13 protein-coding genes are annotated in these 12,877 nt (G+C 65.9%); 12 read left to right on the top strand and 1 reads right to left on the bottom strand.

From position 1 onward, the window contains the following. The first annotated feature begins 17 nt into the window (after nucleotides 1–17). The 9 genes from glyA to LPW30_RS05520 all read left to right on the top strand — a co-directional run bounded on the left by glyA (nucleotide 18) and on the right by LPW30_RS05520 (nucleotide 8,995). Nucleotides 18–1,271, top strand: a complete 1,254-nt coding sequence (gene glyA, locus LPW30_RS05560) for a serine hydroxymethyltransferase (protein ID WP_274520595.1) — start codon at nucleotides 18–20, stop codon at nucleotides 1,269–1,271. A 68-nt stretch (nucleotides 1,272–1,339) separates the two neighbouring features. Continuing rightward, entirely contained in the window at nucleotides 1,340–1,810 is a 471-nt protein-coding gene (gene nrdR, locus LPW30_RS05555) for a transcriptional regulator NrdR (RefSeq protein WP_025281638.1), read from the top strand. A gap of 24 nt (nucleotides 1,811–1,834) precedes the next feature. Further along, nucleotides 1,835–2,956: a bifunctional diaminohydroxyphosphoribosylaminopyrimidine deaminase/5-amino-6-(5-phosphoribosylamino)uracil reductase RibD gene (gene ribD / locus LPW30_RS05550; protein WP_239680291.1), complete on the top strand. Its 1,122-nt coding sequence runs from the start codon at nucleotides 1,835–1,837 to the stop codon at nucleotides 2,954–2,956. Nucleotides 2,957–3,014: 58 nt separating this feature from the next. Next, complete coding sequence (locus LPW30_RS05545) at nucleotides 3,015–3,671, top strand: riboflavin synthase (RefSeq protein WP_239680290.1); 657 nt, start codon at nucleotides 3,015–3,017, stop codon at nucleotides 3,669–3,671. A 39-nt stretch (nucleotides 3,672–3,710) separates the two neighbouring features. Continuing rightward, complete coding sequence (locus tag LPW30_RS05540; RefSeq protein WP_239680289.1) at nucleotides 3,711–4,043, top strand: DUF3392 domain-containing protein; 333 nt, start codon at nucleotides 3,711–3,713, stop codon at nucleotides 4,041–4,043. 65 nt (nucleotides 4,044–4,108) lie between these two features. Next, a complete protein-coding gene (gene ribBA, locus LPW30_RS05535) occupies nucleotides 4,109–5,227 on the top strand; it encodes a bifunctional 3,4-dihydroxy-2-butanone-4-phosphate synthase/GTP cyclohydrolase II (protein ID WP_239680288.1) in 1,119 nt (372 codons plus the stop codon). A gap of 15 nt (nucleotides 5,228–5,242) precedes the next feature. Beyond that, nucleotides 5,243–5,725 carry a 6,7-dimethyl-8-ribityllumazine synthase gene (gene ribH / locus LPW30_RS05530; RefSeq protein WP_025281633.1) on the top strand — a complete coding sequence of 161 codons (483 nt, stop codon included), beginning with the start codon at nucleotides 5,243–5,245 and terminating at the stop codon, nucleotides 5,723–5,725. After that, a complete protein-coding gene (nusB, locus tag LPW30_RS05525; RefSeq protein WP_239680287.1) occupies nucleotides 5,722–6,162 on the top strand; it encodes a transcription antitermination factor NusB in 441 nt (146 codons plus the stop codon). The genes ribH and nusB overlap by 4 nt, the downstream gene beginning before the upstream one ends. Before the next feature lie 88 nt (nucleotides 6,163–6,250). Next, complete coding sequence (locus tag LPW30_RS05520; RefSeq protein WP_239680286.1) at nucleotides 6,251–8,995, top strand: TRAP transporter permease; 2,745 nt, start codon at nucleotides 6,251–6,253, stop codon at nucleotides 8,993–8,995. Between the two features lies 1 nt (nucleotide 8,996). Here the strand turns inward: LPW30_RS05520 and LPW30_RS05515 are convergent, their stop codons facing one another. After that, nucleotides 8,997–9,638, bottom strand: coding sequence for a 3'-5' exonuclease family protein (locus tag LPW30_RS05515; RefSeq protein WP_239680285.1), 642 nt, complete (start codon nucleotides 9,636–9,638; stop codon nucleotides 8,997–8,999). A 112-nt stretch (nucleotides 9,639–9,750) separates the two neighbouring features. On the opposite strand from LPW30_RS05515, the gene LPW30_RS05510 reads away from it, so the two are divergent. From LPW30_RS05510 to glcF, 3 genes are read left to right on the top strand one after another with little or no spacing between them, the layout of a single operon-like run. Beyond that, on the top strand, nucleotides 9,751–10,500 hold the full coding sequence (locus LPW30_RS05510; RefSeq protein WP_025281630.1) for a metallophosphoesterase: 750 nt from the start codon (nucleotides 9,751–9,753) through the stop codon (nucleotides 10,498–10,500). Next, entirely contained in the window at nucleotides 10,497–11,564 is a 1,068-nt protein-coding gene (gene glcE / locus LPW30_RS05505; RefSeq protein WP_239680284.1) for a glycolate oxidase subunit GlcE, read from the top strand. Before LPW30_RS05510 ends, glcE begins: the two co-directional genes overlap by 4 nt. 1 nt (nucleotide 11,565) lies before the next feature. After that, nucleotides 11,566–12,783, top strand: a complete 1,218-nt coding sequence (gene glcF / locus LPW30_RS05500; protein WP_239680283.1) for a glycolate oxidase subunit GlcF — start codon at nucleotides 11,566–11,568, stop codon at nucleotides 12,781–12,783. The last annotated feature ends 94 nt before the right edge of the window (nucleotides 12,784–12,877 follow it).

Here is a 12,877-nt window from a genome sequence, read left to right as displayed (position 1 = left end):
TTTGCGGGGAGTACCGAATGTTTTCCACCCACATGAGTATCGCCGGATACGACGATGAGCTGTGGCAGGCCATCCAGTCCGAATCACGCCGTCAGGAAGAGCATATCGAGCTGATCGCCTCCGAAAACTACGCCAGCCCACGCATCATGGAAGCCCAGGGCTCCGTGCTCACCAACAAGTACGCGGAAGGCTACCCCGGCAAACGTTACTACGGCGGCTGCGAGTACGTCGACGTGGCCGAGACGCTGGCCATTGATCGCGCCAAGCAACTTTTCGGCGCCGACTACGCCAACGTGCAGCCCCACTCCGGCTCGCAGGCCAATGCGGCCGTTTACATGGCCCTGCTCAATCCGGGCGACACCGTGCTGGGCATGAGCCTGGCTCACGGCGGCCACCTCACCCATGGCGCCAAGGTGAACTTCTCCGGCAAGATTTACAATGCCATCACCTACGGCATCGATGACCAGGGCTACATCGATTACGACGAAGTGGAACGCCTGGCCCTGGAGCACAAGCCGAAGATGGTGGTGGCCGGCTTCTCCGCCTATTCCCGCGTGGTGGACTGGCAGCGTTTCCGCGACATCGCCGACAAGGTGGGCGCCTACCTGCTGGTGGACATGGCCCACGTGGCCGGTCTGGTGGCCGGTGGCGTGTATCCCAGCCCCGTGCAGATCGCCGACGTGACCACCTCCACCACCCACAAGACCCTTCGCGGCCCGCGCGGCGGCATCATCCTGGCCAAGAGCAATCCGGAGATCGAGAAGAAGCTGAACTCCCTGGTCTTCCCGGGCACCCAGGGTGGCCCGCTGATGCACGCCATCGCCGGCAAGGCCGTGGCCTTCAAGGAGGCCCTGGAGCCGGACTTCAAGGCCTACCAGCAGCAGGTGGTGGAGAACGCCCGCGCCATGGCCGATGAGATGATCAAGCGCGGCTACAAGGTGGTCTCCGGTGGCACCGACAATCACCTGTTCCTGGTGGACCTGATCGACAAGGGCATCACCGGCAAGGACGCGGACGCCGCCCTGGGCCGCGCCAACATCACCGTGAACAAGAATGCGGTGCCCAATGATCCCCAGTCCCCGTTTGTCACCAGCGGCCTGCGCATCGGCACCCCTGCCATCACCACCCGTGGGTTTGGCGAGAAGGAATCCCGTGAGCTGGCCGGCTGGATCTGCGATGTGCTGGACGATCTGAACAATGATTCGGTCATCGAGCAGGTCAAGGCCCGAGTGCTGGATGTGTGCAAGCGCCTGCCGGTGTACGCCAGCTAACGCTCGCGCATCACAAGCCCCTCTCCCCCCGGGAGAGGGGTTGGGGTGAGGGGCGAGGAGGTCGCAACATGAAGTGTCCCTACTGCGGTGCCCCGGATACCCGGGTGGTGGATTCACGGCTGGCCGGCGAAGGCGAGCAGGTGCGTCGCCGTCGGGAATGCGCGGCCTGCGGTGATCGCTTCACCACCTTTGAAGGGGCGGAGTTGAACCTGCCCCGGGTGGTCAAGCGCGATGGCGGTCGCGAGCCCTTCAACGAGGGCAAGCTGCGCGCCGGGATGATGCACGCCCTGGAAAAACGCCCCGTCCCCACGGATCGGGTGGAGGCCGCCCTCACCCGCATCAAGCACAAGGCCATGAGCCAGGGTGAGAGGGAACTTCCGGCCCAACGTATTGGCGAATGGGTGATGGAGGAACTGCAGGGGCTGGACCAGGTGGCCTATATCCGTTTTGCCTCGGTGTATCTGAGCTTTGCCGATGTGCAGGCCTTTCGCGAAGTGGTCGAACGCCTGGAAAAGGATCCCCAGGGCAACAAGGACTGAGTCTGCCTCCGCCCGAATCCCACCATGACTGATTTCTCTCCCGACGATCATCGCTTCATGGCCCGCGCCCTGCAGTTGGCGGCCAAGGGCCTGTACACCACCGACCCCAACCCGCGGGTGGGCTGCGTGGTGGTGCGCGGCGCGCAGGTGGTGGGCGAGGGCTACCATATCCGCGCCGGCGAGGCCCACGCCGAGGTGCGAGCCTTGCGCGCGGCCGGCGAGCAGGCGCGGGGCAGCACGGTCTACGTGACCCTGGAACCCTGCAATCATCATGGGCGCACCCCACCCTGCGTGGATGCCCTGCTGGCGGCCGGCGTGGGCCGGGTGGTGGTGGCCATGGAGGACCCCAACCCGCTGGTGTCCGGTCAGGGCCTGGAACGCCTGCGCCAGGCGGGGGTGGGCGTGGCCCATGGGCTGATGGCCGAGGCGGCCCATGACCTCAATCCGGGGTTCATCAGTCGCATGCAGCGCCGGCGCCCCTGGGTGCGCGTGAAGCTGGCGGCCAGTCTGGACGGGCGTACCGCCATGGCCTCCGGGGAGAGCCAGTGGATCACCGGTGAGGCGGCACGCCAGGATGTGCAGCGTCTGCGGGCCCGGGCCTCGGCCCTGCTCACCGGCATGGGCACGGTGCTGGCCGATGACCCGCGACTGAACGTGCGCATCGCCGCCGCTGAACTGGGTGTGGATGGTGTCGTGAAGCAGCCCCTTCGGGTCGTGCTGGACCGACAGGGCCAGCTGTCCGCCGCCGCACGCCTGTTCCAGGATGCGGCGCCGGTGCAGGTGTTCACCACCGAGCACCGGATGGAGGAACTGCAGGCGCAGTTGGCCGGCACGGGTGCCCGGGTGCAGGGTGTTCCCCGGGCCGGGGGTCACCTGGATCTGAGTGCCGTGCTCGCGGCACTGGCGGCGCAGGAGGTCAACGAGGTGCATGTGGAGGCAGGGCCGCGGTTGTCGGGGGCCCTGATGCAGGCGGGGTATGTGGATGAGCTGGTCGTGTATCTGGCGCCCCATCTCATGGGCAGCGACGCACGCGGCCTGTTGGACCTGCCCATCCAGCGGATGGCCGGGCGGGTTCCATTGGAGATCCGCGATATCCGCGCGGTGGGCCAGGACTGGCGGGTGACGGCGCGCCCTTCGGCAGCGTGATCCCTGGATGGATAATCCTGTATCTTAGCCCCTTGAGATCGACCCGGAGACCCCTTCCATGTTTACAGGTATCATCCAGTCCGTGGGTAGCCTGGCCGCCACGCAGGACCGGGGTGGCGACTGCCGCCTGACCCTACGCACCGGCAAGCTGGACCTGACCGACGTGCAACTGGGCGACAGCATCGCCGTGAACGGCGTGTGCCTGACGGCGGTGGCCCTGCCCGGCGATGGCTTCGAGGCGGATGTCTCCCGGGAGACCCTGTCCAAAACCTCCCTGGGGGCGCTGGGCATCGGCGACCCGGTGAACCTGGAGAAGGCCCTCACCCCCACCACCCGACTGGGCGGCCATCTGGTCAGCGGTCATGTGGACGGTCTGGGCGAGGTGACGACCGTGGAGCAGGAGGCGCGTTCCTGGCGGTATCATGTGCGGGTGCCGGATGAGCTGGCCCGTTACATCGCCCCCAAGGGGTCGGTCTGCATCGATGGCGTGAGTCTGACGGTGAACACCGTGGAAGGCGCCGTGTTCACCGTGAACATCGTGCCCCATACCCAGCAGGAGACCATCATCAACGGCTATCGCGTGGGTACCCGCGTGAACATCGAAGTGGATATCATTGCCCGCTACCTGGAACGCCTGCTGCTGGGAGACAAGGCCGCCCAGTCCAAACACGGCATCAGCGAGGCATTTCTGGCTGAACATGGCTTTCTGAAATAAGGCTCCTTTCGCATTGGCGGATTTTCAATCGGGACCATAATGGACTGGATCAACGACACCTTATTGCAGGCCGGCCTCTGGATGCGTGGTTACACCACCCAGATCGCCCTGGCGCTGGTGGCCACGCTGCTGGTGGTCTACGGACAGGATATCCTGAGGGCGGTCAAGGCGGTGGTCCGTCCTTATCCCCTGGTGTTCCGTTTGCTTGTCTTCGTGCTGATGTGCGTGTTCGGCTTTGGTGCCATCGCCGTCTTCCTGGCCCCCTGGGTGGCACAGGGATTGATGATGGTGGATACCCTCTGGCTTGCGCCCACTGTGGCGGGGGCCTTCCTGATTCTGGGGTTCGTCGCCGAACGCCGTCAGCAACTCTAGTCACCCGTCATGCCCCTGGGCCATGCGGCCCACTCATCCCCCTGGATTCAAATACCGGCCGAACCATGTCATTCAATAGCACTGAAGAAATCATCGAGGACCTGCGCCAGGGGCGGATGGTGATCATCGTCGACGACGAGGATCGTGAGAACGAGGGCGATCTGCTCATGGTGGCCTCCCGGGTGCGCCCGGAGGACATCAACTTCATGGCCCGCTTCGGCCGCGGTCTGATCTGTCTCACCCTCACCCGGGAGCGCTGCCGTCAGTTGCGTCTGCCGCTGATGGTGGGAGACACCAACGACAAGCACGGCACCAATTTCACGGTGTCCATCGAGGCCGCCGAGGGGGTGACCACGGGTATCTCGGCCTATGATCGGGCCCATACGGTGCGCACCGCCGTGGCACCCGATGCCGCCGCCGGGGACCTGGTCCAGCCCGGCCACATCTTCCCGCTGATGGCCCAGCCCGGTGGCGTGCTGGTGCGCGCCGGTCATACCGAGGCCGGCTGCGACCTGGCGCGCCTGGCGGGCTTCGAGCCGGCGGCGGTGATCGTGGAGATCCTCAACGAAGACGGTTCCATGGCGCGGCGTCCGGATCTGGAGCGCTTTGCCGAGGAGCACAACCTGAAGATGGGCACCATCGAGCACCTGATCCGCTATCGCATCGAGAACGAGCGCAGCGTCGAGCGGGTGGCTGAATGCCCCTTCCCCACCGAATTCGGCGAGTTTCGCCTGGTGGCCTATGAAGATGCCCTGCACAAGGGGCTGCACTACGCCATGGTCAAGGGCGACGTGGGCGGCGATCACGACACCCTGGTGCGGGTGCACCTGGGCGGCAGTCTGTGCGATACCCTGGCCTACCGGGGCGATCGCTGCGGCTGGCCGTTGCGCGGTGCCCTGGAACGCATCGCCCGCGAGGGCCGTGGCGTGGCGGTGATCATCCACAAGCCCGTGAACAACCGGGAGATGGTGCGCCGGCTGCGGGAGATGGCCCTGACCGGCGGCCCCGACCGCTCGCCCGGGCAGGACGACCACGAACCCGCCGAACTGCGCACCCATGGCATTGGCGCTCAGATCCTCAAGGATCTGGGCGTGAGCCGGATGCGCCTGCTCTCCGCACCCAAACGTTTCCACGGACTCGGTGGCTTCGGCCTCGAGGTGGTGGAATATGTCAACGAACGCTAACGGAACACCCCTGTCATGACTGCAAACCTGCACACCATCGAAGGCACCTTCACCGCCGCTTCCGAGGCCCGGATCGGCCTGGTGCTGTCCCGCTTCAATTCCTTCATCGTCGAGCGTCTGCTGGAAGGGGCGCAGGATACGCTGAGTCGCCATGGGGTGCCGGACCAGAACCTCACCGTGGTGCGGGTGCCCGGCGCCTATGAACTGCCCCTGGCAGTGAAGGTGATGGCCCAGTCCGGAAGCTACGATGCCGTGATCGCCCTGGGCTGCGTGATCCGCGGCTCCACCCCTCATTTCGACTATGTGGCCGGAGAGGCCGCCAAGGGCCTGGCCCAGATCCAGCTGGAGCATGCCCTGCCCATCAGCTTTGGTGTGCTGACCACCGACACCATCGAGCAGGCCATCGAACGGGCCGGCACCAAGGCGGGCAACAAGGGCGCCGATGCCGCCATGAGCGCCCTGGAGATGATCAGCCTGGTCCGGTCGCTGCGCGCATGAATCCCGATGCCTTGCAACACCGGCGCCTGACTCATGCCCGTCGCCACGCCCGTCGGCTGGCGATGCAGGCGTTGTATCAATGGCAACTCACCGATTACCACCCCAAGGACATCCTGGCCGATTTCCAGGGGGACCCGGAGATGGAGCGGGCGGATTGGGAGCACTTCCGCCATGTGCTGCTAGGGGTGACTGAAAATGTGGACGCGGTGGACCAGTTGATCGCTCCTTTCCTGGACCGCCCGGTGGCCCAGGTGGACCCGGTGGAGCGTTCCATCCTGCGCCTGGCCACCTTCGAGCTGCATCACTGCCCGGACGTGCCCACCCGCGTAGCCATCAACGAGGCCGTGGCGCTGGCGAAGAAGTTCGGCGCAGACCAGGGCCACAAGTTCGTCAATGGAGTGATCGACAAGGTGGCCGGTGGGGCACTGCGCCGGTAGGGGAGGTCATTTCCCTCTCTCCCGGGAGAGAGGGGCTGTCATTCGCTTGGCTCCATCAAGGAGCGTTCATCAGAAAGGCGTTGACTGAATGCAGACGGATCATCAGGGCATGCTGGCCGGGCAGGTGGAGACCGGGGCGCGGTCGCCGGGGAAGGTGACGCGGGGGCTTATCTTTGCGGTGGCGCTGGCCTGGTCGCTGTTTCAGATCTGGATTGCCTCCCCCCTGCCCTACTGGTTCGATATTTTCATCGTCTCCGAGACCAAGGCGCGGTCGATTCACCTGGCCTTCGCCGTGCTGCTGGCCTTCCTGGCCTTCCCGGCCGTCAACCCCATGGCGCGGATGCGGCCGCTGGCGGGGTATTTCTTCATTCTGGTGGGGCTGGGGCTCTGGGGGCTGGCCGGGTATCAGGTCTGGCATGAGCTGCCGCGGGCGGGGGTGTTTGCCGCCGTTGGTGCCGGGGTGCTGCTGGCGGCCTGGCCATTGCTGCGGCCGGCGGCGCTGGATCGGGTGCCGGTGGCGGACTGGGTGCTGGCGATGGCGGCGGCGCTGTGTGCCGGGTATCTGTTTCTGTTCCATGATGCACTGGCGCAGCGGCCAGGGGCGCCCACGATCCCCGATCTGATCGTCGCCGGGATCGGCATGGCCCTGCTGCTGGAGGCCACCCGGCGAGTGCTGGGGCCGGCGCTGATGGTGATTGCCGTGATCTTCCTGGTGTATACCTTCGCCGGGCCCTGGATGCCGGATCTGATCGCACATCGCGGCGCCTCCTTCGCCCGGGCCATGTCACAGCAGTGGCTCTCCACCGAAGGGGTGTTCGGGATCGCCCTGGGGGTGTCCACCAGCTTTGTCTTCCTGTTCGTGCTGTTCGGCGCCCTGCTGGAAAAGGCCGGGGCCGGCGGCTATTTCATCCGTGTGGCCTTCTCCCTGCTGGGGCACCTGCGCGGTGGGCCCGCCAAGGCGGCGGTGGTCGCCTCGGGAATGACGGGGGTGGTGTCGGGCTCATCCATTGCCAATGTGGTCACCACCGGCACCTTCACCATCCCGCTGATGAAACGGGTGGGCTTTCCGGCCTACAAGGCCGGCGCGGTGGAGGTGAGCAGTTCCGTGAACGGCCAGCTGATGCCGCCAGTGATGGGGGCCGCGGCCTTTCTCATGGTGGAATACGTGGGTATCTCCTATGTGGAGGTGATCCGGCATGCCTTTCTGCCCGCGGTGATCGCCTATATCGCCCTGTTCTACATTGTCCATCTCGAAGCCCTCAAGGCCGGTATGGAGGGCCTGCCCCGGCGGGTGGCTTCCACGGTCACCGGGCGTCTCCTGGGCTGGGGGCTGACCCTCTCGGGGCTGTTCGTGCTGGCCGGGGCCACCTATTACGGCCTGGGCTGGATCAAGACCGTGAGCGGCGATGCCTCACCCTACATCATCGGGGTGCTGGTCCTGGCCGCCTACCTGGGCCTGCTGTGGACGGCCTGTCGCGCCCCGGCCGTGCAGATGGTGGACGATGATCATATGGAACTACCCGATCCCCGATCCACCATCCAGGGCGGCCTGCACTTCCTGCTGCCGGTGGTGGTGCTGGTGTGGTGCCTGGTGGTGGAGCGGCTCTCGCCGGGGCTGTCGGCCTTCTGGGCCGTGGCCTTCATGATCTTCATCATGCTCACCCAGCGACCGCTGATCGTGCTGTTCCGGGGGCAGCAGGCCTTCGCCAACGATGTACCCCCCGACGACCCGGCCGCCCGAAGCTATCTCAGGGCCCTGCTGCGTGGCGGCCACGAACTGGCCGACGGCATGGTGAAAGGTGCCCGCAACATGGTGGGCATCGGCGTGGCCACAGCGGCCGCCGGCATCATCGTGGGTACCGTGGCCATGACCGGGATCGGGCTGGCCATGACCGACATGGTGGAGTTCCTCTCCGGCGGCAATCTGCTGCTCATGCTGCTGCTCACCGGCCTGATCTGCCTGGTGCTGGGACTGGGCCTGCCCACCACCGCCAACTACATCATTGTCGCCACCCTCATGGCCCCGGTGATCGTGGAGCTGGGCTCCCAGCACGGGCTGCTGATCCCATTGATCGCCGCGCATCTGTTCGTCTTCTACTTCGGCATCATGGCCGACGTGACGCCCCCGGTGGGCCTGGCCTCCTTTGCGGCGGCGGCCGTCTCCCGGGCCGACCCGATCCGCACCGGGGTGCAGGCCTTCATCTACAGCCTGCGCACGGTGACCCTGCCGTTCCTGTTCGTCTTCAACACCCAGTTGCTGCTCATCGGCGTGGACAGCCTGTGGCAACTGCTGCTCACGGTCTTCGGGGCGTTGGTGGGCATCCTGGTCTTCGCTGCCGCCACCCAGGGCTGGCTGGTCACCCGCAGCCGGATTCACGAATCCATCCTGCTGCTGGGCATCTCCCTGGTACTGTTCGCTCCCAACCTGCTCATGGACCGTATCGAGCCGCGCTATGACCGCCTGCCCCCCGGAGAAATCCAGGAGATCGCCAAGGCGACGCCCCAGGGCGGACAGTTGCGCTTCGCTGTGGAGGGCATGGACATGGATGGCAGGGAGGTGCAACGGGTGGTGATGCTGCCCATGGGGGATCCCGGGCCGGGTGATGAGCGCCTGGCCGATGCGGGCCTGGGGCTGATGACCCTGGGGGATCAGGTGAGCATCAGCTTCGTATCCTTCGGCAGCCCGGCCGAGCGCATGCGCCTGGAATCCGGCTGGAACGTGACTGAAGTGATGGTACCGGCGGACCGTCCTGCACCGGAGTGGTTCTACCTCCCCGCGCTATTGCTTCTGGGGGGGATCATCGCCCTGCAGCGCCGACGCGCCCGGGGCTGATTCAGCGCGGCTCGCCAGCCAGGGAAGAGCCGACGGTCTGCTGATGTGCATTGAAGCCCTCGGTGGGCACAGCGGGAAGGACGCGCCGCCCGGGATTCGGGCAGGAAACAGCGGGATGGTGATTGCGCACCCGCCGCCACAGGTTGAGCAGATAGCGTACATCGCTGTCGGCCTGATGGGCGAAACCCGGGGTATCCCGCCGGGCCTGGGTCATCAGGCACTGCAGCAGATCCGGGGCCCGGTACTCGGGGGCTGGCAGGCGGGGTTCCAGCAACTTGAACACATCCCCCAGTCGAAAACGGGGCATGAAGCTGCCGGCCACAAACAGGCGCTGCAACCAGAATCGGTCCAGATGCACACCATCGGTGAAGACCACCTTGCCGGCCAGGGCACGGTTCATGCGCCGACACAGCCAGGTGATGTCACAGCCGCCCTCCTCGATCATGTCGCGGCTGATGCCATGCATCTCCTCCGCCTGATCGCACCAATCGTTCCACTCGGGGGCAGGACGGATCAGCCAGCACTCCAGGCGCCCTGCCCCGTCAGACCAGGCCACCTGGACAGGATAACTGCCCCGGGTGAGGGATGAGGCCTCGAAGTCCAGAAAACAGGGCAATGTGCTGTGAGTGAAGTCGATTGACATGAAAATGCTTGGCAAAGCCCCCTTGCTAGGTCGATGATCATAACCCGCGCCCCCGCCCACGGCCACCCCTGGCCAGCGGGGCAAAGCCATACAAAATCAGGGGTCTGACGGCATGGGAAGTGCGTTCAAGCGGCTGGAAAGGAACACCGGAGGACGGGATTTCGTGGTGGGGGATCTGCATGGCATGTTCTCCGCACTGGAGCGGGCCATGGACGAACTGGGCTTCGATCGGCACCAGGACCGGATGATCTCGGTAGGGGATCTGATCGACCGGGGTCCCGAATCCCACCGGGCCCTGGAGTTTCTCGAGCAGCCCTGGTTCTTCGCCGTGCAGGGCAATCACGAGCGCCTGCTGCTGGAATCGGAAGTCGACCGGGATCTGGCCACCAGCTGGGTGACGCTCAATGGTGGCGAGTGGTGGATGGATGTGGACCCCATCACCCAGGACCGCTTCCGCCGCCGGCTGCGCGCCCTGCCCTTCGCCCTGGAGGCGGATACCGAACCCGGCCAGGTGGGAATTGTGCATGCCGACGTCCCGCCCCGGCTCAACTGGATGGCGTTCCTGGAACAGCTGGAGCGGGACCAGCGAACCCGTGAATACGCCACCTGGTCCCGCAAGCGTATCGGCCAGGTACTCAAGGATGAAGCCATCACGCCCGTGGAGGGCCTGGCCCTGCTGGTGGTGGGGCATACCCCCGTCCAGGAGGCCATGCGTCGGGAGAACATCTATTATCTGGATACCGGCGCCGCCTATGGTAAACAGATGCCCCACGCCAAGCTCAGTATCCTGCAGATCCACCCGCAATGGGCGTTGAACAGCTTTCCCACCGCATCCAGGCCCACCTCTCAGGGGAGCACATGACCGATCAGGATTTGACGCAAACCCTCAGTGAATTGATTGCCGACGCAGCCCGGCAGGGGCGACCCCTGGAGATCCGGGGCGGCATGACCAAATCCTTCTACGGGCGCGCCGTATCCGGCGACCCTCTGGATATGACCCCACACCGTGGCATCATCGACTACGAGCCCACTGAACTGGTACTCACGGCCCGTGCTGGCACGCCCTTGAGCGAGATCCAGCAACTTCTGCAGGCCAATGGCCAGATGCTGCCCTTCGAACCACCCGCCTTTGGCCCGGAAGCCACCCTGGGGGGCACGGTGGCCAGCGGACTGTCGGGGCCACGACGCCCCTACGCCGGCGCCGTGCGTGACGCTGTACTGGGTGTGCGCATGATCAACGGCCTGGGCGAGGTCCTGCATTTTGGCGGGCAGGTGATGAAGAACGTGGCTGGTTACGACGTCTCCCGGGTGATGGCCGGCAGCCTGGGCACCCTGGGGGTGCTGCTGGAGGTTTCGGTCAAGGTGTTGCCGCGGCCCGCCCACAGCCTCACCATCGTACAGCCCGCCAGCGCTATCCGGGCCCTGGACTCCCTGCTCGGCTGGGGCAACCGTCCACTCCCCCTCTCCGCCGCCTGCCATCTGGACGATACCCTCCATGTACGCCTGTGCGGCGCTCGCCAGGGCGTGGAGCAGGCCGCGCAGGCGATCGGCGGGGATGCGATGGAGAATGCGGAGGCCTTCTGGGAGGGCATTCGCGAGCAGACCCATCCGTTCTTCCAGGGATCGGGCGCTCCCCTGTGGCGTCTGAGCCTGCCCCCGGGGGCGCCGGCCGATCTGGTGCCGGAGCAGTGTCTGCTGGACTGGGGGGGTGCCCTGCGCTGGTTCCGGTCCCAGGGCCCGGCCGATGCCATCCGCCAGGCCACCCAGGCACAGGGCGGGCATGCCACCGTATTCCGCGGCCATGGCGGTCGCATCGAGCCATTCCACCCCCTGGCGCCGCCGTTGCTGCAATTGCATCGACAACTCAAGGCTGCCTTTGATCCGCACGGAATCCTCAACCCCGGCCGCCTGTACCCGGAGGTGTGACATGCAGACCCGACTGGTGGACTTCATCAAGGAAACGCCGACCGGCGAGGAAGTGGACGGCATCCTGCGCAACTGCGTGCACTGCGGCTTTTGCAATGCCACCTGCCCTACCTATCAGTTGCTGGGGGATGAGCGGGACGGCCCCCGGGGGCGCATCTACCTGATCAAGCAGGTACTGGAAGGGCAGACACCCAGCCGTCGCACCCAGACCCATCTGGATCGCTGCCTCACCTGCCTCAACTGCATGACCACCTGCCCCTCCGGGGTGGATTACCGGCATCTGGTGGAGGTGGGCCGTGCCCAGGTGGAACAGCAGGTCTCTCGCCCCTGGCATGAACGCCTGCAGCGAGCCACCCTGCGCCATGTGCTGCCCCGGCGCCGCCTGTTCAATGGGTTGCTGCGTGCCGGTCAGGGCCTGCGGCCCGTGCTGCCGCCTCCCTTCCGTCACTGGGTGCCCCCGCGGGCCGTCCAGGGCCCCTGGCCGGAGACGCGGCACGAGCGACGCATGCTCACCCTGGAGGGGTGCGTGCAGCCCGGCCTGCAGCCGGATATCGACGCGGCCCTGGCCCGGGTGCTGGATCGCCTGGGGGTGAGTGTTGTCCGTGGCGGCGGGGGGTGTTGCGGGGCCGTGGAGATGCACCTGAATGACGAGCAGGCCGCCCGGGAACGGGCACGGCGCAACATCGATGCCTGGTGGCCACAGATTGAGGCGGGCCTGGAGGCCATCCTGGTCACTGCCAGCGGTTGCGGCGTGCAGGTGAAGGATTACGGCCATCTGCTGGCGGCGGATCCGGCGTATCGGGACAGGGCCCGGCGGGTGGCGGAACTGGCACGTGATCCCTGCGAGGTGGTGACGCCGGAGGATGTTCGGCGCCTGGGGGTGGACGCCGATGGCCGGCGGGTGGCCTTTCATCCGCCCTGCTCTTTGCAGCATGGCATGAAGCTGAGCGGTCGGGTGGAGGCGCTGCTGCGGGCGGCAGGTTTTGAGTTGGTGGCAGTGCGGGATGTGCATCTGTGCTGTGGGTCGGCCGGGACCTATTCCATTCTGCAGCGGGCATTGTCACGGCAGCTGCAGCAGCGCAAGCTGACGAATCTGGAGCGGGAGGCTCCGGAGGTGATTGCCACGGCGAATATCGGGTGTCACATGCATCTGCAGTCGGGGACGGGCACGCCGGTGCGACACTGGGTTCAGTTGATGGATGGAATCACGCAAGGCTGAGATCCGCGCACCCTTCTCTCATCCGGTTCACCGCCTTATACTTCCATAATTTTTTCATACGCTTAAAGAAATCCACCCATTCAGCAGACCCTAA

The organism is Ectothiorhodospira variabilis (assembly GCF_022227625.1).
Lineage (GTDB): Bacteria > Pseudomonadota > Gammaproteobacteria > Ectothiorhodospirales > Ectothiorhodospiraceae > Ectothiorhodospira > Ectothiorhodospira haloalkaliphila.
The sequence above is the reverse complement of the archived record's forward strand: the minus strand, read 5'-3'. Positions and strand labels throughout refer to the sequence as shown.

What these genes read in the sequence shown, in the direction of transcription:
- glyA (WP_274520595.1), top strand. Translation starts at nt 18, where the DNA reads ATGTTTTCCACCCACATGAGTATCGCCGGATACGACGATGAGCTGTGG.
- nrdR (WP_025281638.1), top strand. Translation starts at nt 1,340, where the DNA reads ATGAAGTGTCCCTACTGCGGTGCCCCGGATACCCGGGTGGTGGATTCA.
- ribD (WP_239680291.1), top strand. Translation starts at nt 1,835, where the DNA reads ATGACTGATTTCTCTCCCGACGATCATCGCTTCATGGCCCGCGCCCTG.
- LPW30_RS05545 (WP_239680290.1), top strand. Translation starts at nt 3,015, where the DNA reads ATGTTTACAGGTATCATCCAGTCCGTGGGTAGCCTGGCCGCCACGCAG.
- LPW30_RS05540 (WP_239680289.1), top strand. Translation starts at nt 3,711, where the DNA reads ATGGACTGGATCAACGACACCTTATTGCAGGCCGGCCTCTGGATGCGT.
- ribBA (WP_239680288.1), top strand. Translation starts at nt 4,109, where the DNA reads ATGTCATTCAATAGCACTGAAGAAATCATCGAGGACCTGCGCCAGGGG.
- ribH (WP_025281633.1), top strand. Translation starts at nt 5,243, where the DNA reads ATGACTGCAAACCTGCACACCATCGAAGGCACCTTCACCGCCGCTTCC.
- nusB (WP_239680287.1), top strand. Translation starts at nt 5,722, where the DNA reads ATGAATCCCGATGCCTTGCAACACCGGCGCCTGACTCATGCCCGTCGC.
- LPW30_RS05520 (WP_239680286.1), top strand. Translation starts at nt 6,251, where the DNA reads ATGCAGACGGATCATCAGGGCATGCTGGCCGGGCAGGTGGAGACCGGG.
- LPW30_RS05515 (WP_239680285.1), bottom strand. Translation starts at nt 9,638, where the DNA reads ATGTCAATCGACTTCACTCACAGCACATTGCCCTGTTTTCTGGACTTC.
- LPW30_RS05510 (WP_025281630.1), top strand. Translation starts at nt 9,751, where the DNA reads ATGGGAAGTGCGTTCAAGCGGCTGGAAAGGAACACCGGAGGACGGGAT.
- glcE (WP_239680284.1), top strand. Translation starts at nt 10,497, where the DNA reads ATGACCGATCAGGATTTGACGCAAACCCTCAGTGAATTGATTGCCGAC.
- glcF (WP_239680283.1), top strand. Translation starts at nt 11,566, where the DNA reads ATGCAGACCCGACTGGTGGACTTCATCAAGGAAACGCCGACCGGCGAG.